This is a genomic window from Bacillus sp. T-10(2022), assembly GCF_056502895.1.
In genome coordinates, this window is the sequence record NZ_CP113518.1 from 4,407,766 (window position 1) to 4,428,945 (window position 21,180).

Here is a 21,180-nt window from a genome sequence, read left to right on the forward strand (position 1 = left end):
TGCCATCTCTAGATTTTGTTATGTCGTTTTTTCCATACAAACGTTAGGGAAATGAAGATGTAGATGCAAAGTGTAATGACCGTAACGATTACGGAAGTCGTGAAAATGATTCCTATCAGGATCGTTATTAAAGCGATGATCGCAGCCCAAGTCGTATAAGGGAACCATTTTACCGAATAGGCACTTGTTTTTCCGGACTGTTGTTTACGTGATTTCAAATGGGCGAAAGCAATGATCAACCAGATGAATAATACGGTATATCCCAGCGAACCCATTAGGAAATCGAAGGTCTTGCTTCCAGCAAATAAGGAAATCAATACACCGCCATATAAAGCGGAAGTACACATTAATATTGCGGGAACAGGTACTTTCTTCTTGGATAAACGGGAAAAGATTTTCGGAACGCGACCATCCACGGCTTGAGTATACAGAACGCGGGATGAACCATACAACCCGGAGTTCATCGATGAAATGATCGCTAATAGAACTACGGCGTTCATGATATGGTCGGCACCTGGAATACCGATCATTTGAAAGACCATTACAAACGGGCTTTCCTTCACCCCGTTTACTTCGTTCCAAGGAATTAAGCTAACGATGATGAAAAAAGGAATGATATAGAAAGAAATGATCCTGACCAATGTACTGCGAACGGCTTTTGGAACCACTTTTTCAGGATTTTTCGTTTCAGCTAATGTGACCCCGATGATTTCCGTACCGCCATATGAATAGATTACCACCAGCATCGCCGTGATCAAACCTGTCGATCCATTCGGAAAGAAACCGCCATGTTCGGTCAAGTTAGAAAAACCGACCGCTGTATGATCACCAAAAGTAACGAGCAGCAACAATAATCCAGCCATGATGAACACAATGATGACCGTAATTTTTATTAAAGCAAGCCAGTACTCCGTTTCAGCAAAAACCTTTACCGACAGCAAGTTAACCGCAGTAACTAAAACCGAAACAGCTAATGCCAGTATCCAGATTGGATATCCGGGCAGCCAATATTGAATGAAAATCGCCGCAACCACTGATTCGGCCGCGATATTCAATACCCACATTTTCCAATAAATCCAATCCAGGAAATAGGCAGGATACTTTCCTAAGATCGATTGGACCAAATCCCTGAATGTTCGTGCACCGCTATTGCGGACCGCCATTTCAGCTAAACCTTGCATGATAAATAATAGGATGATGCCTCCTATCAAGTACGCAATGATTACGGAAGGGCCTGCCATATCAATGGCTGAACTGCTTCCTTTAAATAAACCTGCCCCGATGGCACCGCCTAATGCCATCATCGTAATATGCCTTGAAGTCATTGTCCTCTGTAAATTCCGTTTGTCCGTTTCCATATCCTTACCTCCCAAAAAATCAAAAAAAGCATATCGTCTCTTCCTTCATAATCAAATGAAGAAAGAGACGATATGCCTTAAGCTTACCGCGGTACCACTCTTATTGGCTCTTTTTAGAACCCTGCTTTAAAAACCTTGTAACGAAGGTCAATCGTTAAAACAAAAGAATGGAATCATTCCTATCTTTCGCTTCACCACTCCCAGGCAAGTTCAAAGTATCATTGGACTGCGTTGCACCAACCCGCAGCTCTCTTCACCGAATAATGAGCTTTTACTACTCCTGTTCATTGCGTTTAAAAAATTATATCTGAATATTTTTAATAATATCCAATACTATACGGACTCAAAGTAAATTTGTCAATAACTTTCTTAGGATAATATTTTCAAAGAAACAAATTAGGGGAAATCAACGTGTGCCAGCTATTACGATCTTGTGAGGATGAGTGGTTCTATTTCCATTTATTGGCAAACGCAAGCGATAAGACTGGTTGCTACGGCAGCTTATCTGTTAGAAATGTATCATGAGGTCACCTCCTTCCCCGTCTATAATTAGATGGAAAAGCAAAAACGTGACCTTCTTCCTACACTCGGTTTCCTCTATATTTTTCCATATATTCAATGTTATAGTATTTATATAGGAAATAAATCTAACGAATAACTTACTATCTGTTTGGAGGACATAATGAAAAAAACGTTAATTATTATGATTTTTTTATTATCTGTTTTGGTTGGGTGTAGTAACGGTGATAAATACATGAAACTTTCTGGGGAGAGCGATCATTGGAAAGGAGAGTATGTTGCAACCGCTACCGAAGATTCGGAAAATGGAACCTATACTTTTAAATATAAAGATGTAGCCAGCGATGTATTTTTCAAGACTTTGGAGATTTCAATTAATGATGGTGAAACTAAGCAGAATGAAACAAACCATGAAGGACCAACCATTGATATATCGACTGCATGTAGCGGGTGTTCAGTTACTAATGAAAGTATTCCTATAAATGTAACAATCAAATGGGATGGTAATACAGAAATCTTTACTTTAGAGCAAAGCAAATAAAAAGAGGGCGTATTTTGCCCTCTAGCCCAAATTAATTCCCTTTGTTTACGAGTGCAGCTAACATCTGAACTAGATCACCGAAATAAGTAGCCAACGTATAAGCAATGACGAAAAAGCTTCCCGCAATAACAACTAATGACACCGTTCTAATTAGCTCAAATTTCTCTGGGTCAATTTTAACAAATTCATTTTTATATAATTATAGAATAAATACCCTCTAATATCCTAACTAACAAAATGGAACCGATAAATCGGAATGACGGCGGCTTTTAAAGGTCTTTTTCATCAATAATTCCGGCTGGAAAAAATCCACAATTAACACAGCTCCTGTTTTACCTAATCAAAGCAATATTTTCAAATAAGCTTCTCGATTTTCCGAGACTCTCCTAAACGATTAAAATTCCATCCCTAACCAGGATGCAGCCACCATCAGAACCCCAACGACAATCACTATAACCGGTCCTACAACAATTAATCCAAATAGCAATGAGACTACTGCATCCAGGAAGATTCGAAATGGTCCTGCTTTTTCCTTTTTATTCTGTTGCTCCGTTAATAAGTCTTCAAGATGAACGACTTTTTGCTTCAATTCCTGCAACTCTTGAATCACTTTTGTGTCTTGATTCATGAAATACCACCCTCTTCAATTAACAATAAGTGTTAACTCTATCATTTAAATCCATTTTTTAAAAGTGAAATTTAACCTCGAAACCAAATCTATTTTCATCCATAAAATTAAAACTATTTTTTCAAATTCTGTCATCAATGATACAATAACAGGGTTGAAAACAATCCATTCTATAGAACACGTGAGGTATCATACTTTTTATGAAAGCATTACGATTATTAAAGAGTTTTAACTTTTTATATTTTGGACTGCTTGCCATTTTCATTCCGTTTCTCCCAGTCTATCTGGCTGATCAAGGTTTGCGTCCAGCCCAAATTGGATTCATCGTCGGTACAGGAGGTTTTGTCACCCTCATCACCCAGCCTTTATGGGGAATGATCAGCGACAAAACAAGGACTATACGAAAAGTCCTGTTGTTACTCATCTTTTTCTCGAGCGTAATCGGTTATTTCCTCTATGATTCAAGCAGTTATCTTCAGCTCATCCTGTTTGCCATGCTGCTATATTTCTTTCTGATGCCGATCGATCCCCTGACGGAAAGCCTCAATTTTACGATTGCAGAGAAATCCGGGATCAGCTACGGCTCCATCCGGACATATGGTGCATTGGGTTATGCGGTCATATCGCTAATCACCGGCTATGTTATGTCATATTTCGGAGCGAACAGCCTTGCCTTCCTTTTTGCGGGCATAGGTTTGATCAGTTTCATTGTCAGCTGGATGATGCCTGATGCACCCGTTTCAGGAAAACCTGTCACCTTAAGCAGCCTTAAGCATTTTTTCAGCAATAAAGAGACGCTACTCTTTCTGTTATTGGTCTTTATCTGTGCTGTTCCAGCAAGGATGAACGATACTTTCCTCGGAGTGTATATCCGGGAACTTGGAGGAAGTGCCAAGCTTGTAGGCTTGACCTGGTTCTTAGCGGCGGGAAGTGAAATCGTTGTGTTCGCCCTAAGCTTCTGGTGGCTTCGCAAGGGTAAGGAAATCATCATCATTTCGTTTGCAGCAGCGTTTTTCTTTATCCGTTATTTCGTCTCTGCATGGATTACCGATCCACAGCTATTAGCTTATTTGCAAGTCATGCAGCTATTGACTTTCCCGATTTTCTACTCGGCGGCCATCCAATATCTGTATCGGATCGTTCCGGTGGAATGGCGTGCCACAGGCCAGACCGTACTGGCGCTGCTATTCTTCGGGGTTTCGGGAATCATTGCTTCTTATATAGGCGGAGCCATATATGGGGCTTACGGCGGGAAGACCCTTTACTTGTTCATTTCCTCCATCTCCTTTATGGGAATGGTATTCGCTTTGGTTCTTTATCGGATATACGGAAAGAGGCTCGATACGGCAGAGGAAGCTGTATAATTAAAAAACGGCATAAAAAAGAGCATGTTTTGATCAAAACATGCTCTTTTTGTATTCAGTTAGCGAAATAAAGGGGCAACCGTTAACATTAGCACAGAAAAGCAAAGCAGTATAGTAGTTGTCCTGTTTGAGAGTTTTACTTGTTTGCCATTTTTATAGAACCCTGAAAATTGAAGCCGGTTTTTATAGAGTACAAAAAGTAATGGAAAAATTGCCATACCAACAATCCACCCGCCCGTGGTATTCTCTACGGTTATACCAAAAATCGCATAGATTGAATTAATGATGAACCCAATTATCATTCCTATAACAAAAATAATGATGATTATACGAAATAATTCTAAGATAACTCTTAACATCATTTCACCTGCCTTTTTCCCGTTATCCAAAAAGGCTGCAATCAGCAACCTTGAAAGTACTTTACAGGATGGGATATTCCCCTAAATATAACAAAGTTTCCTCTATTGGTAAATAGACGCTCTTTACTACTCTTCTTGAACGAGCGAATGCTTAAATGCGTAAATCACTGCTTGCGTGCGGTCCTGCACGGCAAGCTTACTTAATATATTGCTGACATGTACTTTGGCTGTTTTCAGGGCTATGTATAGTTCATCCGCAATCTCCTGATTCGTTTTTCCTTGTGTCATCAGCAGCAAGATTTCCATTTCGCGGTTTGTCAATTGATCATGAAGCTGAGTAACCTTTGGGCGACGCAGCTTTTCCATCATTTTTCCCGTCACTTCAGGTTCAAGTACGCTTTGCCCCTGGAAAGTGGAACGGACCGCTCTCGCAATCTCGCTGGCCTTTGATGTTTTCAACATATAGCTCGTCGCTCCGGCTTCCAATGCCGGGTACACTTTTTCATCATCCAGGAAGCTTGTCACAATGATGATCTTTGCTTCTGGCCATTTTTCGATAATTCGTTTCGTTGCTTCTATGCCGTCCATTTCCGGCATCACCAAATCCATCAAAATGATATCCGGACGCAATTCCATTGCCAGTTCGACAGCTTTCAAGCCATTATCCGCTTCCCCTATCACTTCGATATCCGACTGTGCGGATAAATACGCCGATACCCCTATCCTTACCATTTCATGGTCATCGACAAATAATACTTTAATCATCATGATCACCTCCAGCATTTAATAATGGGATTTTCACTTCAAGTTTCGTTCCTTTATTCGGAACGCTTACAAGTTGCATCGTTCCGCCTAATTCAACAGCCCGTTCATGCATGTTTTGCAGACCATATGATCCCGTTTTCGACTCCTCGACGTTAAAACCGATGCCGTCATCCGTTATTCGTAAAATGATCATCCCATCACGAACGATCAATAGCACTTCAAGCGAGTTTGCTTTTGCATGTCTAAGTGTATTGGAAATCGATTCTTGTAAAATCCGAAACAGATGGTCCTCAATCCCCTTATCCAGAGTGACAGGCTCCATCTTCCAATTTATATCCATCGTCACTTTTTGGGCCAATTCCAAAAGGAGCTCTTTCATTCCTTCATGTAAAGATTTTCCCTTTAATGCAACAGGTCTCAAGTGAAGCAATAACGCCCTCATCTCAAGCTGGGATTGATGGATCATTTCTTCCACTACCTTGAATTGTTTCATTTCCGTTTTTTCCATATCGGTTTGCGATTCGGTGATGGCCGACATGAACATCGAAGCGGCAAACAATTGCTGGCTTACCGAATCATGCAGCTCCCGCGCCAAACGGTTTCGTTCCTGGGAAACGATTTCCTGGATCTGTTTCTCCTGATCAACGGCCTTTTCATTCGCCATTTTTTGCGATAATTTTGTCTGCTCATTGATTTGCTTATGGATCAGTTGCATCCGTTCCGCCATTTTAGCCATCTCTTGGACTGGATACGTTTCCTGTTGCGAAGGTAAGCGACCCTGTTCAAGTAAATGCAGCCCTTCATCCACCCTTTCGAGCTGCCTCTTCCAAAACATTCCCGAAACGACTCCATAAATCAGCCCTACCGTCATGACAAGGCTTGGCAGGAATATGACGAAGGGTAATCCCATGACCACTTTCTCCCACAATAAACTCCAGTCGGATAAAGGGAAGATGAAGAAAACCGTCGCCGGCAAGGCGAGGGAAAGAACGAAAGCAACACCAAGGGCAGTCAATATCTGACGTGTCAGTATGCTCATATCCGCTTCACCTCTAAATCCCCAACTAAGATTGAAGTGATGATATGAACCTTGTGATCCGTTTCATTGAACCCTTCCGTTTGATAGGAATAAATTTGATTAAAGACCCTGGATTCAGGCTTATTTTCAAAGATCCGCGCCCTGCCTGCAATGACAGAATGATGGACCCTGATTTCGATGCCATACGGTACAAGCACAGTGATATTGCCAATGATATTCCTGATGGAAATGACAGCGTCGCCTTTCGGTAAAATCGTTTTGCTTAAATCGATAACCGTATCACCGACCCCGCCCTGAACATTCACGGAATTCCATTCATATACATGTTCGGCCGTTTGTTGATGACCGAACAACTTATTTTTAAATAGATAATCGGTTTTCAGCAATCGTTCCTTATTGATCCGTTCTTCGTCAGAATCATCATTGGTTAAAATGGGACTGACCCAATCAGGATTCTTTTTGGACTGATAATATAAAAGCAAAAGATAAATGAGGATCGCCATTAGGAAAAATCTAAAGACGAACATATTCAAGACTGTGATGATAAGGGAAATCAGCCCTATAAAAAATAGGATTTTCCCGATTGTCCGTTTTGTGAATTTCCTGCCTAAATAGATACATCCTATTGAAAAAGCGATGGAAAAAAGGAGACCTCCACCCGTAAATGAAATCTCTAAAAAAAGCAGGACGACTCCGATGAGAAGTATCCATCCCATATAGTCCGTCTTCATCTTGTTCAACATCGGTTCGCCTCCCCTGTATATGATCATGATATTCTTAAAAGGCACAGGAACCCGTGCCTTTTAAGAATACCATGAAATTATCTCGTTCTGACAGCCTGTTTTCCCCCGCCTTCCATTCCAAAAGGCCAGGGGATAACAGCGATGCCTTAAAAAGTCTTTACGCTTCTTTCTGTTCCAATTCTTTTTCAAGCTGGACAATCCTGGCATCGATCGTATGCCGATTATAATCTGTATGAACCTGGTGCTCGATGCGATCGATATAATGCTCCATTTCTTCAAACATCGCTACCGGTTTGGCTTCGGAACTGCCCCCGTCCAAAACCCGATTGATCCGGTTGTTTGCCCGGGCAATATTTTCCCTGCCCATCAGTTCCAACCGCTTTAGATGCATATCCTTCAGCTTATGTTTCATTTCTTCATATTTCCGCTCCAGTTCAGCTAACTGAACCTCTGCACTTTTATGCGCCTCTTTCAAACTTAGCGCCCGATCTTCATAGTGCAGGCTTTCCTTGACGGCAAATTCCATTAAATCGGTTTCTCCCGACTGCTTGGCGATCTCAGCCTGATGCTTACGTTTTTCAGCCAGATTTTGCGCTTGATTATATTCACGCGTAAATTCTTCTTTCAAAAGATATTGACGTTCAAGCAACTTACCGACCTTTTCTGTCTCCTGCTCACATTGACGCAAATATTGATTTAACATCCCAATTGGATTTTTTTGCTCCTTTTTATCCAACAAGTCGTGAAAATCAGCCGAAATCGTTTGTTTCATTCTTGAAAATAAATTACCCATTCCAATTCCATCCCTTCTATTAGTTCTTATTCAACTCTTTCCACTCTCTTTCAAAATTTGAGAATGGGTCATTTTCTTTCGATGATGCACTTTCATCATTTTCATTCCATTTTTTATAAACCAGGTAAAGAACATAAGCTGCCACCAGTCCCAATATTGCCGGGATATGGGAAATAGAAACGATCAGCACGATAATGGAGACTGATCCCCACGCAATCTTCGCCCCTGTCGATTCGGACTTCATGAACTGCTTGAATCCAAAGTATAGGATCGCCAAGCAAATCGCCAGGCTGATCAGTGGACCAACGTTCGCCAGTAACAGGAAAAGTGCGATCAGTCCTACAATAAATAAACCAAATTTCTTCATTGTTTTCGTCCTCCTTTCTATGTTTATATCTTATCTACTTTTACAAGTTCGTATAATGAGCCTTAGCTATATTTTCTAGTAAGACTTAAGGCGTAGACGCTGTAAGTCCGATGCTAATGAGGGTGTTTATTAGTGTGTTTGGGCGGTTTACTCGGGAATTTTGCTGTTTAATCGTAAGTTTGGGCGGTTTACTCGTGTATTCTGCGGCTTTACTCGTGAATTTTGCTGTTTTACTCGTGAGTTTCGGCACTTTACTCGTGAGTTTGGGCACTTTACTCGTGAGTTTTGCTGTTTTACTCGTGAGTTTCGGTACTTTACTCGTGAGTTTCGGTACTTTACTCGTGAATTCTGCGGTTTTACTCGTGAGTTTGAAATAAAAAAATCTTCCGATGTATATAAGCGGAAGATTGGTGAATTGTCATTATCATTACACATACAAGCCTTCAACGTAAACTGAGGTTATGGTTTGAGAAATTTCTTCTACAGAACTTTGGTGTTCGTTTCTGACGATTTCCCACAGATACATTTCATTTGTGAAAAACCACCCTCTTGCCACAAGCTCATGGTTTAGTTCAGCTCTTGCCAGCCCATTTTGCTGTGCGTAGGCGACGTCCTTTGATATTCGCTGAATGAACTTCATGCGGATCGCTTTCCATTTATCTGAAATAATGGTTGATATCCCGATGGCCTGTTCGAAAACCTGCATCATATTGCGTTCAGCTTCTGCCATTTTCAAAAATGCATTAGCTTGTCTGTTTATGATATGTTTTGCTTCGTCTTTTGATTTTGGAAAGAAAGAGGTCTCGGCAATTTCATAGAATTGCTCCATTACATTCTCCATTAATACAATTAACAGATCCTCTTTCCCTTTAAAATGAACATAGGCCGTTCCATAACCGATGTTTGCCCTTTTGATCATTTGGGAAATAAGCGCAGCTTGATAACCTTCTTCAAGAAATGTTTCCTTTGCAGCTTCCAATAACTTTTGTCGTGTCATGATCGAGCGTAAGTGCCGTTTATCCCTTACTTTGCCATTCTCCATGCTTATTCCTCCCCTTATCTTCTAGCATAAAGGATTTCCATAAAATAAAAAACATTTGTTGGAAAGATTGATTCAATGTTTATAATTTTCTGAATTAACTTATTGACATCATGTCATATTCTTTGGTACGATTCTCCTAGAATTTTAAAAAACTAAAATAGGAGGATGATTATGATTTCTGAATATACATTGGATCACGCTAAACAAATGGATGAGAATGATGCGCTTAAAGGTTTTCGAGAAGAGTTTTATTTAAAGCCGAATTCCATCTATATGGATGGGAACTCATTGGGGCTTCTTTCGAAAAGGGCTGAACGCACTCTTCTGGAGTCTTTGGAAGATTGGAAAGAGCATGGGATTGATGGATGGACGCAAGGGAATCACCCATGGTTTTTCATGGCTGAGAAATTGGGCGCAAAGATGTCCCAATTGGTCGGAGCTTCTCCAGAGGAAGTTATTGTAACCGGCTCCACTACTGTAAATCTGCATCAGCTAGTAGCTACTTTTTATAAGCCTGAAGGAATGCGCACAAAAATTTTGGCTGATGAATTAACCTTCCCGACTGATATTTATGCTCTTCAAAGTCAGCTGCGTACACATGGATATGATCCGGAAACCGATCTCATCCGCGTGAAAAGCCGGGATGGCAGATTTCTTGAGGAGGATGACATCATCGAAGCAATGACCGATGACATCGCTTTGATCATCTTGCCAACCGTCCTGTATCGCAGCGGTCAAATATTGGATATGAAACGATTGACTGATGAAGCTCATAAAAGAGGCATTGTAATCGGATTTGACGGATGTCATTCCATCGGTGCCATCCCGCATTCATTCAGCGAATGGGATGTGGATTTTGCGTATTGGTGCAATTATAAACATTTAAATGGCGGCCCTGGCGGTGTTGGCGGTTTATATGTAAATCGAAAACATTTTGGAACGATGCCTGGATTGGCTGGATGGTTCGGCTCCAAAAAAGATAAACAATTCGATATGGAACATATCTTAACACCAGCTGAATCAGCAGGAGCGTATCAAATTGGCACGCCGCATGTGTTAAGTTGTGCACCTTTGATTGGGTCTTTGGACATTTTTATAGAAGCTGGAATTGAAAATATTCGTGAAAAATCCCTGAAAATCAATCAATATTTAATGGATTTAGTCGAATTCGAATTGGAGGACATGGGATTTTTCATTGGAACTCCCAAAGAAGACATCCGACGCGGTGGTCATGTAAGCCTCGAGCATAAAGAAGCTGCACGGATATGCAAGGCATTGAAAGAGAACGGTGTCATTCCAGATTTCCGTGCACCTAACATCATTCGCCTCGCCCCGGTTGCACTCTATACTTCTTATGCGGAAGTTTGGGAAGTTGTACAAATACTCAAGAAAATCATGTCAGAAAAACAATATGAAAAATACAAGAATGAGCGTGAAGTGGTCGCATAACATGGAATTCCGCCAGATGGGGCTCATCCCTCAAATGGTTAGTTAATTAGGTCAGGATAAAATCTTTTTTGATAAAAAGGGGATGAACTATGGAGAACAAAAATACTCAATTGAACTTTAAAGATGAGCCAGAAAAAGGATTAAAACGTGAGCTGGAAACAAATCAGCTTTCCATGATCGCAATGGGCTGTGCCATCGGGACAGGTTTATTCCTTGGCAGCGGGCTTGCCATTCAAGCGGCAGGGCCAAGTGTATTGCTGAGCTATGCACTCGGGGCGTTCGTCGTTTTACTGTTGATGGGCTGTTTAGCCGAAATGACGGTTGCCCATCCTACTTCCGGATCTTTTGGGGCCATTGCTGAAAAGTACATGTCTCCAATGGCAGGCTATCTTGTTCGCTATTCTTATTGGATTGCCAATGTTTTGGCTGTCGGGGTTGAAGTAAGTGCAGTCAGCGTGTATATGAAATATTGGTTTCCGACCGTGCCGGGAATCGTATGGATTTTGCTGTTTGCAGGTGCCCTGATTTATGTAAATGCTACTAGTGTGAATACATTCGCTACATTTGAGTATTGGTTCTCCTTTATTAAAATAAGTGCCATTGTTGGTTTTATCCTTCTTGGAGCCTATGTACTTTTCGGTTCATCCGATCAGCCGCATATAGGACCTGAGAACTTTGTAAATGAAGGCGGTTTTTTCCCATTTGGCTGGTGGGGAATGTGGGTGGCCGTATTTATTTCTTTATTCAGCTTTCTCGGAACCGAAATGATAGCGGTTACATCAGGGGAAGCAAAAGATCCGGATGCAGCAGTTCCAAAAGCATTAAAAGCGACCGTGTTCCGTTTGTCCACCTTCTATGTGTTGACAATCGGCATCATGTTGATGATCGTTCCGTGGAAAACGGCTGGGATCGAGGAAAGTCCATTCGTAAAAGTAATGGAAATCTTGAACATTCCTGGTGCATCCGGGATCATGAACTTCATTATTTTAACGGCCGCTTTATCTGCCATGAATGCCCAGCTCTATGCTTCAACACGTATGATGTTTTCATTAGCCCGCGGAAAGCATGCACCTAGCTTTTTAGGAAAGTTAAACAAAAGGGGCGTTCCGGGAAAAGCACTTGCTGTCTCTACAACGGGGATTTTCATTGCTGCAGGCGTTCATGCGTTACTTCCTGGTTCATCCTATGCATTCATGATGGGGATTTCCATGTTCGGTGCTATGTTCACATGGCTCATGATCTTCATTTCCCACTTGTTTTTCAGGGTTAAATGGGAGAAAACCGGCGGTCGCAAATTACCTGTAAAGATGATCGGTTTTCCCTATTTAACGATACTAGGAGCCCTTCTTCTATTCAGCTTAATGATTACAACATGGTTTACAGATTTCAAGATCATGCTTCAATTCGGGATACCTTGGTTACTATTTTTAGCTGTTGCTTATTCAGTTTCAAAAAGAAAAAATATTAACCATAATGTAATGGAAGAACCTCTGGAAAAGAAGATAGAATAGAATGACGGAATAAATAGTTTTTTGCATATGGAAAAGTGAGGAGATAGCAGAATGAAGAATATGGATAACAATGAACAAACAATAACGGGTCTAGAGAAAGAAATTCAAACCGACTTTCAAAAATCGATGTCCTACGGAGATTATCTCCACCTTGATAAGATTTTAACCAGTCAACATAGATGTTCCGATCATCATGATGAAATGCTATTCATCATTATCCATCAAGCGAGTGAGCTATGGATGAAGCTCATTTTACATGAGTTGACTGCAGCAACTGAGTCCATCCGCCAAAACAAGTTGGAACCTTCGTTTAAAATGCTGTCGCGCGTTTCGAGGATCCAGCAGCAATTGATCCAGTCATGGAATGTCCTTTCAACTTTAACACCGGCTGAATACATGGAGTTCAGGGATAAACTGGGACAATCTTCCGGATTCCAATCTTATCAGAATCGTTTGATTGAATTTGCATTAGGAAACAAAAATGTCCATACGCTATCAGTCTATCAGCATCAAACGGATTTATACGAGCAAATGCAGCAGGCCCTTCATGAGCCAAGTATTTATGACGCGGCGATTAATGCACTTGTGGCGCGCGGATTACCTATTGATCAAGAAGCCCTCAGCAGGGATTGGTCACAAAGATATGAACCAAATGCCAGTGTAGAAGAGGCATGGCTGACAGTTTACCGCGATGTTGAGCAATATTGGGACTTATATGAGCTGGGCGAGAAGTTAGTGGACATTGGCCATCAACAGCAATTATGGCGTTTTAATCATATGACCACAGTAGAAAGGATTATTGGTAATAAACAAGGAACTGGCGGATCATCAGGTGTAACGTATTTAAAAAGAGCACTGGATCAACACTTTTTCCCAGAACTATGGAGTCTAAGAACGAAGCTATAAGATATTCAAGAAACAGCCGGAAGAAATGGAGGTAAATGCATGGGGACATGGATTGATATTTCACAACGTCTGGATGATAACGTTGCAGTCTGGCCTGGAGATACACCTTTCTCTTATAAAGTAAATTGGAGTAAAGAAGAAAGTGGATCTGTCAATGTAGGTCAAATCAATATGAGTATCCATACCGGTACCCATATTGATGCACCTTTTCATTTTGATGATGATGGAAAAAGAGTGATTGATTTGGATCTCGATTTATATATGGGAAATGCCCGAGTTATCCATTTACTAAACAAGACAAGCATCGGAGTCAATGAATTATCCAATATTGATCTAACAGGCGTTACCCGTCTGTTAATTCGGACGGATGCATGGAGGGATCGAAGTGTGTTTCCACAAACCATTCCTCATATCCAGCCAGAATTAGCGGCATATCTTTCAGAAGTCGGCGTCCGCCTTATTGGACTTGATTTACCATCAGTAGATCCACTGGATAGTAAAGAGCTATCTGCCCACCATGAACTTGCCGAACATGGCATTCACATTTTGGAAGGACTTGTATTAGACGGTATCGGACCGGGTAATTATGAGCTGGCAGCCCTCCCTCTTCCATTAGTTGAAGCAGATGGAAGTCCGGTACGTGCTGTGTTGAAAAAGTTACCCTAACAAAATTTTTCAAAAAAACGAGCCAGATCAAAAAATGATTTGGCTTGTTTTTTTATTGCCTCCTTTCTATTGAGGTAATCATTAACTATCAAATTTATCTCCCTAAACCAAGTGTATCTATGTTATAATTTTCAGAATTCATCACTAAGAGTGGAGGTCCGAATATGGAAAACTTTTATTTGTTCATCATCATGTGCATCCTTCTCATCATCTTACCCGGTCCAGATACAGCAATAGCTACAAGGAACACTGTTACCGTGGGGACTTCGGGAGGTTTTAAAACGATGTTCGGCACATGCTGTGCCCTGCTTATTCATACATCAGCTGCCGTGTTCGGACTTTCAGCAATCATTGTGAAATCCGCTTTATTATTTTCCATCTTCATATATGTCGGTGCCGTTTACTTGGTATATCTAGGCTTCAAGACCCTATGGGGATTAAGGAATAAGCAAGTGGCCGCAGCGGCGGAAACTACGGTCAAAAGCAAGTACGAAAACCAGTCATGCTTTAAGCAAGGGTTCCTTACCAATCTGCTGAACCCTAAAGTGGCCGTCTTCTTTTTAACGTTTCTGCCTCAGTTCGTGAATCCGGGGAATGATACGTTTTTACCGTTCCTGATCATGGGCATGACGTATACCGTTTTAACTGCGTTCTGGTTTGTATTTTATATCTATCTGCTGAACCAAATCAGTGCTTTTATGAAAAAGCCTAGAACCCAAGCGATATTCGAGGGGATAACCGGGACGGTCTTGATTGGTTTCGGGATAAAGCTAGCTCTGGAAAAAGCTCATAATTAATCTGAACTGCAGATGTAGGGATATAGGTCCTTGCTGAGTTATGTCACAATACATGTTTTGATACCTCAAAATGGTCATTAGCAAATTTCCGAGACTTAGACGAAAGTTGGGAGAAGCAGCCTAAATCGAGGAATGCGAATTAAGCTGAAAGGGATAAGCCCCTTTTGGCTATTTATCGTGGAAACAAAAAAAGAACCTCAAAAGAGATTTATAAGTTTACTTCACTATTTTCCCCTCGTCATCGAACAACAGTATGTACGGTTTACCAGAATTCCAACATTTGCATTGAATATAAGATACAAAATATAAACTCCCCTAAGGGAGCCTTAGCAAAATCCAATTTTTCCTAATCCACGTTTTCCTTCCATCTTCAAATCTTACTATGTAATACCGATCATTACCGATACCAACAATTCGACCAGGTTGATGACTATTCCATTTGTTCTTTGCCTTTCCAACAAATACGTGTTTATTAATAAGACCAAAATCATAATAAATTCCCCCTTTATATATATAGGTGGATTTTATTCTATTAAACTAAAACGGTTTAAGGGTCTAGCCTATAAAAATTTATTTTTTTCATTTTTATTGCTAACCGCTTATGAAATAGACAAATAAAAAAACTCCCTTAAGGTAGCTTTTTAAATCCTTTGGTCATTCAATTGTTTGTTTAGGGTTGTCCAAACATATTGGGGAATTTATGCATTTATTAATCATGTGGGAATTTTATAAACAAAAAGGATGAATGCTGTGTCAAAGAATAAAGATAAGAAAACCAGTAAGAATAAGAGGCAAAAATCCAGTAAGAATAACAGTCAGAGTACTCGGTATACGACCGATGTTTGTGTTTTCATTTTAGGTAACGCTGCTGAAGTAAGAGAAGAAGATATAAGAACACAATTTAAATACGCCAGTGACATATGGGGAATTTATTTTCGGCCTAACATTTGTGATTTAAGAACTAGAGAAGGCGCACGGAAGTGTGGTTTGAAAGCTGATGCCACCATAGCAAGGATCTTCGTACCTTTGCAGATGAGGCAACGGGAGAAAGTTTTTAGAGCCTTAAGAAAAGGTAATTGTGGCCGTCAAACTGGACTTGCTGTGTTTTACATTAATGCACAAGACCTTAAAGATGGAAAGGCTATTGGTAACGTCAGCTGGGATAATAAAGGAACTCTGGGCAATATCGTCATGACATATGATACATTCCAACAAAAAAATATTGATATCTTAGCTCATGAATTCGGACATGCCTTGTTAGTCAATGCACGTCATTTAAATGACAAAAGCAACATTATGTATCCCTCTGGAACAATAATCGTACCACCAATCTCACAAAGACAACTAAAGGCTATGACTACCTCCAAACAAAGAGCAAAAGCCTATAAAAGACCTTATATTTATAGAATTTAAAAAGAAGCCCTTTAGAAATGATGAATCCTCACTCGCGATACATGTACAAGCTATATGAAACTCCCCTAAGGGAGCTTTTTCATTTTAGTAATAATGAACGGGTCCAGAAATAAGGCTATAAATGTTACAATATAAAAAAGCATAATTTGTTATTTTTATACAGGGAGGTAAAGAAATGAAAACTATTGAAGTTAGGAAAACAAAGGATATCGGATTAGGTTCCCTTTCTTTCGCGCTGTGTTTAATCGGAATATTGTTTACCATTCAATTTGGCGATAAACCTTGCATTGGAGATAATATTTTAAATAATATCGGACTAAGCGCCTGGTCAAATGGAGATTCAGGTATTCATTATACAATGTTCTATTCGGCTATATTTTTCATCCCTTCCTTTATCATTGGTCATATGCATCCCGATAATAGAGGAGCAAAAGCAGGGAAAATTATATCAGGTTTCCTATCAATTCTTATTGTTTCAGTACTATTAACGATTATTATCGATTTGGTGTGGGGACCATGAATGAGCTTGTGAGCACTGTTGCGGAAATAGGCCAAATTAAAGGGTATGAGCCCAGTATTACCGACCTCATACCCCAAGCCAACCCTATGGTGTTCAATCACTCAAAGTAACCATTCACGAAAAATCCAATTGTTTCAAGTTCGTCCTCAGTTAGATCCCGCTTTAGTTCATTAGCCAGTTCCTGCTCCATTAAAGCTCGGTTTCCCCGGTGTTCGACCACCGCTCTGGCACATTCTTTCATTAGCTTAAGCTCAGCCTCCATTTCCAGTCTTGTGCAGGGCTTATCATGATGGGAAAGTATGTATGTTTCGGCATCATAGGCTTCAATTTTCTTAATGAGCAGCGAAGCCTGTTCAGCCGTATAATTCCATTTTTCAGCATAAAGATTGGCATAAAGGCAGTCTCCCAGAAATAGTGTTTTTTCCTCTTGTACATAGATGATGCAGGAATCTTTGGCATGATCGCCGCCTACATGTTCAATGACACAGGTTATATTGCCGAGATCGATCGTCATCGTTTTTTCAAAGATGATATCGGGCAGGGGAAAGGTAATCTCTCTATTCGTCCCATGTTCCAATTTGATTGCATCAGCGCAAAAGGGAATCTCCGTCCCTTCTTCGACCCGTTGATCAAGGTCCTGATCTTCCCATGAAAGCTGCTGCATATCTTTAATGTCGGTGTATGTTTTTTCCTGACAAATGACCGGAATCCCGATATTCTCCAGCCCGAATACATGGTCCCAGTGTGAATGGGTAAGAACGAGGAAATTCCCGCTTATATCATTCCGAAGCAATTCGTCCTTAAAGAGCTGGGCATGCCGGACAGAGTTACCGGCATCGATGATGAGCGTTTTCCTCTGTCCCGTCACGGCGGCAAGTACCGGGCGATCCGTTTCCTGAACTGGCGGCAGGTAGACAATATGTTTCGATAGATGTTGTAATGTTTGCATGTTTTTATTCTCCTTATGATAGTTGTGATTAGCTTGCTCAAGTATAGCAAATTACACATGTATTCATAAGATAATCTCCGCGAAAGGCTAAAAAGACAACAACCACGGTGATTGCTGTCTTTTCGTCATCATTCAAATGAACCTATTCCAATATACCGTGATTTTCGAGAGGGCATTTAAAAAGGTGGCTTTAAAAAAAGACTCTTCCCTTTTCTGATCTTCTGGCGGTTCTATATATTTTTTATTGTCGGCAACGAGTGTACTTTTTGAGATTTTCGATTCGATGGCCCCTATCAACTGTGCCGCAAATGCTTCACTATCAATGAGCACCATCGATTCCGTATTCAAAAAGGCAGATCGTGAATCCAAATTATAGGAACCCACTGCACTTAATCGTCGATCATAGACAACCGATTTACCATGAAGAGAATAGGGCTTTGAATACTCATAAAGCCTTGCCCCCGTCTCAACGATACTATCCCTAAGCGCCAAGTAACCAGAAAAAGCGATCATATTCGGGGTTGATGCCGCCGAGTTGGTAAGTATCGTCCAATCAGCCTTTATATCCATTTGCTTCGGTACATATTCCTTCAAGGCATCCGCAGGAACAATATAGGGACTTTGGATAAATACCGATTGATTGGCGTTCGCAGCTATATCCAATAGAGATCTCCACACAATAGGGTGTTTGTTGAAACGTTCGATTGGATTATGAATGAAGGACACTTTTTTAGTAGGTGTTGTAGCCTTGCTCCAATCGACGACTGGGTTCACGAAATCGGTTTCAGTGCGTAAAGCTTTTCTGTATTGTTTCGCTAATGCATCTCTTTCACGTTTACCTTTTTCCGTTTGCCTTTTCGAGAGGTCCGAAAAAACATCACTCGTATACGGATGATTCCATAATTCATTCAAATAGTCCTTCATTTGAACGATTACACTATCTTTCTCCTCTTTAGCATTGAAAATGAGAACATCCCTATCATAGACAAAATTCTTCGGCGGCTTGCTTGCTAAGTACTTATCGGCAATATTCCTCCCGCCGATTATGCCTAACTTTCCATCTACAGTGATGATTTTATCATGAAGGCGATTATGCCAGGTCCCCGGCTTAAATGGCTTAAAGGTTTCGTAATATCTTAATTCAATGTTTTCATGCCCAGCCAATGCATAACGGGCACTGCTTAATTGACCTCTGAGTCCATGAGATATCCCATCCAGAAGGACTCGAACTTTGACACCTCGGTCAGCCGCATCAATCAAGGCTCCAAGAAAAAGCTCGGTTGTTTTGCCTTTTCCAAAAGCATAGTAGGCGATATCGACTGAATGCTGGGCTTCCTGGATCATTCGCATTCGGGCGAGTCCCGACTCATAACCGTCCTCGAAAAGCAGAACACGATCCACGGTGGCTTCCCTTTCTCCCATATATTCACTTACCTGTTTAATCGGCCTGTTTTCTTCTTTTTCTGCTTTAGGGAAAAGAACAACAGCCGTCACCACTACATAAAGGACATATAATAGAAGAACGAGCAGAAATCCTTTAATTGCCGTTTTTACAGTCATTGAGCACTCCCCCCCCCTTTGAGCGATATTTTATTACTATTCGTAATATGCAAAGACTCTATTCAACATCTGCAGCTTGATAAAGCTGACTAGTTATCGAGCGGTGCCATTTACCCATCTGCTTTTCCGGGTGGTACTTGGAGCATTTATTTTCCTTTTAAATGTGACAAAGTGGTGAACATGAAAGCAGTTGCATAATATGATATAGAAGGAGGGATTTCATGCTTAAACAACCTGATAGAATAAGTATCTTCAATTATTGTTTTGCATTAGGCGTATCAGAAGTATTCTTTTTATCCAGCTTTTATCTTTCCATTCTTGACGTTTCATTATTTGCGATCGCTTTACCATTTTCCGCTTTATTTCTAATGTACTCTTTGTACCTATTCCTTCGAACGCACAAAGCAGTAAAGACCTTATCCAACCAAGATGAAAAAAGAAGGGAAATTCATGCATTCTATCATCAATCTTTCGGGATTTTCACGATCATTTTTTTCACTTTACTCTTTGTTGCTTTAGCCTATATTCCCTTACTGGACAACGGAGGACATTACTATCTTTTTTATTGTTTACCGATGGCCTTGCTTTGTATGATTCCTTCGATTGTATCTTATAAAGGAATGAAATCATTTAAGCTGGAAGCCGGCAGGAATTTAACGAAAATCTAAGAATCAGTGCTCCCCCCATGTTTTTTAGTTGAATGTATCGGCAAAATGAGGATATAATAATGATAACTAAAAAATAAAAAAAGACACTGGTTAAACCAGCGTCTCAATGAACAGCAAACTGCATAAAGAGCAGCGGCTTTCTGTGGTAAGTCAGTTGCTACTCGATCATGAAAGTAACCCTTTTCCTACATACATCTGGCCGGATGGTATGGAGGGGGTTACTTTTTTAATGTAACCGCGATTATTGCGACGATTAAAGAGGCGAATGAAATCATTAGCATCAGTCCGTCCATAATAGAAATCACCAGCGACACCCCCTTTCTGAAAAGGAGTGACCGCTGCCCACTATACCAAATTGCTGTCCATTTACTATTATATCTGTATTTACTTGTTATTTATAGCCAAAAATAGATGTATTTAGTCTTCTTATTATATCCAAGATTTACATAAAAAAAATCCCACTAAAAGTGAGAACATTCTTTGCATGTATACCCCTTTATTGTTCCACTACACGGCCATCTTTATAAATGTGGAACCAGCCAATCGTTCCTGTGCCCCCTTGATCCATCCAATCTTTATTAGCCGCTTTATAGTTGTAATATGATTTTCCTTTGCCATCTTTCAGCAATCTGCCATCACCGCTGAATACGATGTTGTTACCCAGCTTCTTCTTCCCTAACGCGATTGCGTCTTTCTCCGTGAACTGTCTTCTTTCCACCTTATTTTCATCTAAAGCAGCCCATGTCTTCGGTCCGACGATACCATCTGAAGCTAAGTTATGATCCACTTGAAACTCCCTTACCACATTTTGTGTTTGGGTACCGAAAATCCCATCAACGCCTACATTATATTTAACATCTTTAAGGCTTTGCTGTAAGTCTCTTACATAACTCGAACGTGAGCCTTTCCTGAGGGTCGGGCGTGTTTCCGCCTTCGTTTCGATTTTCTGGATTTGACTGCCCTTTGATGCTGCGTGGGTAATTGAAGTTCCCGTTCCTAGAGGGGCCAACATCAGGGCAACTGTTGGAATCATGACCAATAATTTTTTCTTCAACACATAAAACCTCCATTCATATGATTACTCCTGCAGGTTTCTGACACTTCCCTTGGAGCCCATTCATTATAACGTATGGAGTTATATTATTGGTGTTTTATTACTTTAATTATAAAAAATGGTAAATATTATCCACAGGAAGTATATTACCGAAAAGGAATCCCAATAT

At 40.6% G+C, this 21,180-nt stretch carries 21 protein-coding genes and 1 other annotated feature; of the genes, 10 read left to right on the forward strand and 11 right to left on the reverse strand.

Annotated features, from left to right (window positions below; all coding sequences use genetic code 11):
• Window positions 1-8: 8 nt before the first annotated feature.
• Window positions 9-1,358, reverse strand: coding sequence for an amino acid permease (locus tag OSJ91_RS21560; RefSeq protein WP_350299891.1), 1,350 nt, complete (start codon window positions 1,356-1,358; stop codon window positions 9-11).
• Window positions 1,359-1,418: 60 nt separating this feature from the next.
• Window positions 1,419-1,655 (reverse strand) — a binding site (T-box leader).
• A 385-nt stretch (window positions 1,656-2,040) separates the two neighbouring features.
• On the opposite strand from OSJ91_RS21560, the gene OSJ91_RS21565 reads away from it, so the two are divergent.
• Entirely contained in the window at window positions 2,041-2,418 is a 378-nt protein-coding gene (locus OSJ91_RS21565) for a hypothetical protein (protein WP_350299892.1), read from the forward strand.
• A gap of 394 nt (window positions 2,419-2,812) precedes the next feature.
• Here OSJ91_RS21565 and OSJ91_RS21570 read toward each other — a convergent pair whose 3' ends face one another.
• On the reverse strand, window positions 2,813-3,046 hold the full coding sequence (locus tag OSJ91_RS21570) for a hypothetical protein (RefSeq protein ID WP_350299893.1): 234 nt from the start codon (window positions 3,044-3,046) through the stop codon (window positions 2,813-2,815).
• Window positions 3,047-3,246: 200 nt separating this feature from the next.
• Between OSJ91_RS21570 and OSJ91_RS21575 the strand changes: the two genes are divergently transcribed.
• Window positions 3,247-4,410, forward strand: coding sequence for an MFS transporter (locus tag OSJ91_RS21575; protein ID WP_350299894.1), 1,164 nt, complete (start codon window positions 3,247-3,249; stop codon window positions 4,408-4,410).
• Window positions 4,411-4,895: 485 nt separating this feature from the next.
• Here OSJ91_RS21575 and OSJ91_RS21580 read toward each other — a convergent pair whose 3' ends face one another.
• The 6 genes from OSJ91_RS21580 to OSJ91_RS21605 all read right to left on the reverse strand — a co-directional run bounded on the left by OSJ91_RS21580 (window position 4,896) and on the right by OSJ91_RS21605 (window position 9,518).
• The gene (locus tag OSJ91_RS21580) at window positions 4,896-5,534 is read right to left on the reverse strand and encodes a response regulator transcription factor (protein ID WP_413020397.1); all 639 of its coding nucleotides are present in this window, start codon (window positions 5,532-5,534) and stop codon (window positions 4,896-4,898) included.
• Window positions 5,527-6,573 (reverse strand): sensor histidine kinase, encoded by a 1,047-nt coding sequence (locus OSJ91_RS21585; RefSeq protein WP_485890384.1) that lies wholly within the window; start codon window positions 6,571-6,573, stop codon window positions 5,527-5,529. The genes OSJ91_RS21580 and OSJ91_RS21585 overlap by 8 nt, the downstream gene beginning before the upstream one ends.
• On the reverse strand, window positions 6,570-7,316 hold the full coding sequence (liaF, locus tag OSJ91_RS21590; RefSeq protein WP_350299896.1) for a cell wall-active antibiotics response protein LiaF: 747 nt from the start codon (window positions 7,314-7,316) through the stop codon (window positions 6,570-6,572). The genes OSJ91_RS21585 and liaF overlap by 4 nt, the downstream gene beginning before the upstream one ends.
• A 157-nt stretch (window positions 7,317-7,473) precedes the next feature.
• Window positions 7,474-8,109, reverse strand: coding sequence for a PspA/IM30 family protein (locus OSJ91_RS21595; RefSeq protein ID WP_137018631.1), 636 nt, complete (start codon window positions 8,107-8,109; stop codon window positions 7,474-7,476).
• Between the two features lie 19 nt (window positions 8,110-8,128).
• Window positions 8,129-8,476: a lmo0954 family membrane protein gene (locus OSJ91_RS21600; RefSeq protein WP_063232490.1), complete on the reverse strand. Its 348-nt coding sequence runs from the start codon at window positions 8,474-8,476 to the stop codon at window positions 8,129-8,131.
• 427 nt (window positions 8,477-8,903) lie between these two features.
• The gene (locus OSJ91_RS21605) at window positions 8,904-9,518 is read right to left on the reverse strand and encodes a TetR/AcrR family transcriptional regulator (protein ID WP_485890385.1); all 615 of its coding nucleotides are present in this window, start codon (window positions 9,516-9,518) and stop codon (window positions 8,904-8,906) included.
• A gap of 171 nt (window positions 9,519-9,689) precedes the next feature.
• Here OSJ91_RS21605 and kynU point away from each other — a divergent pair, with 171 nt between their 5' ends.
• The 7 genes from kynU (at window position 9,690) to OSJ91_RS21640 (ending at window position 16,780) form a co-directional block, all read left to right on the forward strand.
• Entirely contained in the window at window positions 9,690-10,967 is a 1,278-nt protein-coding gene (gene kynU / locus OSJ91_RS21610) for a kynureninase (RefSeq protein ID WP_485890386.1), read from the forward strand.
• Window positions 10,968-11,056: 89 nt separating this feature from the next.
• Window positions 11,057-12,478: an amino acid permease gene (locus OSJ91_RS21615; RefSeq protein ID WP_413019438.1), complete on the forward strand. Its 1,422-nt coding sequence runs from the start codon at window positions 11,057-11,059 to the stop codon at window positions 12,476-12,478.
• A 60-nt stretch (window positions 12,479-12,538) separates the two neighbouring features.
• Complete coding sequence (gene kynA / locus OSJ91_RS21620; RefSeq protein ID WP_098373747.1) at window positions 12,539-13,384, forward strand: tryptophan 2,3-dioxygenase; 846 nt, start codon at window positions 12,539-12,541, stop codon at window positions 13,382-13,384.
• Between the two features lie 39 nt (window positions 13,385-13,423).
• Entirely contained in the window at window positions 13,424-14,050 is a 627-nt protein-coding gene (kynB, locus tag OSJ91_RS21625) for an arylformamidase (RefSeq protein WP_413019439.1), read from the forward strand.
• Window positions 14,051-14,214: 164 nt separating this feature from the next.
• Entirely contained in the window at window positions 14,215-14,847 is a 633-nt protein-coding gene (locus OSJ91_RS21630; RefSeq protein ID WP_485890387.1) for a LysE family translocator, read from the forward strand.
• Window positions 14,848-15,597: 750 nt separating this feature from the next.
• Window positions 15,598-16,260 (forward strand): hypothetical protein, encoded by a 663-nt coding sequence (locus OSJ91_RS21635; protein ID WP_485890388.1) that lies wholly within the window; start codon window positions 15,598-15,600, stop codon window positions 16,258-16,260.
• Between the two features lie 175 nt (window positions 16,261-16,435).
• Window positions 16,436-16,780, forward strand: a complete 345-nt coding sequence (locus OSJ91_RS21640) for a hypothetical protein (RefSeq protein WP_350299902.1) — start codon at window positions 16,436-16,438, stop codon at window positions 16,778-16,780.
• 97 nt (window positions 16,781-16,877) lie between these two features.
• Here OSJ91_RS21640 and OSJ91_RS21645 read toward each other — a convergent pair whose 3' ends face one another.
• Window positions 16,878-17,729: an MBL fold metallo-hydrolase gene (locus OSJ91_RS21645; RefSeq protein ID WP_485890390.1), complete on the reverse strand. Its 852-nt coding sequence runs from the start codon at window positions 17,727-17,729 to the stop codon at window positions 16,878-16,880.
• A gap of 132 nt (window positions 17,730-17,861) precedes the next feature.
• Window positions 17,862-19,289, reverse strand: a complete 1,428-nt coding sequence (locus OSJ91_RS21650) for a phospholipase D-like domain-containing protein (RefSeq protein WP_485890391.1) — start codon at window positions 19,287-19,289, stop codon at window positions 17,862-17,864.
• Window positions 19,290-19,510: 221 nt separating this feature from the next.
• On the opposite strand from OSJ91_RS21650, the gene OSJ91_RS21655 reads away from it, so the two are divergent.
• Window positions 19,511-19,957: a hypothetical protein gene (locus OSJ91_RS21655; protein ID WP_413019443.1), complete on the forward strand. Its 447-nt coding sequence runs from the start codon at window positions 19,511-19,513 to the stop codon at window positions 19,955-19,957.
• A 496-nt stretch (window positions 19,958-20,453) separates the two neighbouring features.
• Here the strand turns inward: OSJ91_RS21655 and OSJ91_RS21660 are convergent, their stop codons facing one another.
• A complete protein-coding gene (locus OSJ91_RS21660; RefSeq protein ID WP_485890392.1) occupies window positions 20,454-21,014 on the reverse strand; it encodes a peptidoglycan-binding domain-containing protein in 561 nt (186 codons plus the stop codon).
• Window positions 21,015-21,180 lie beyond the last annotated feature (166 nt).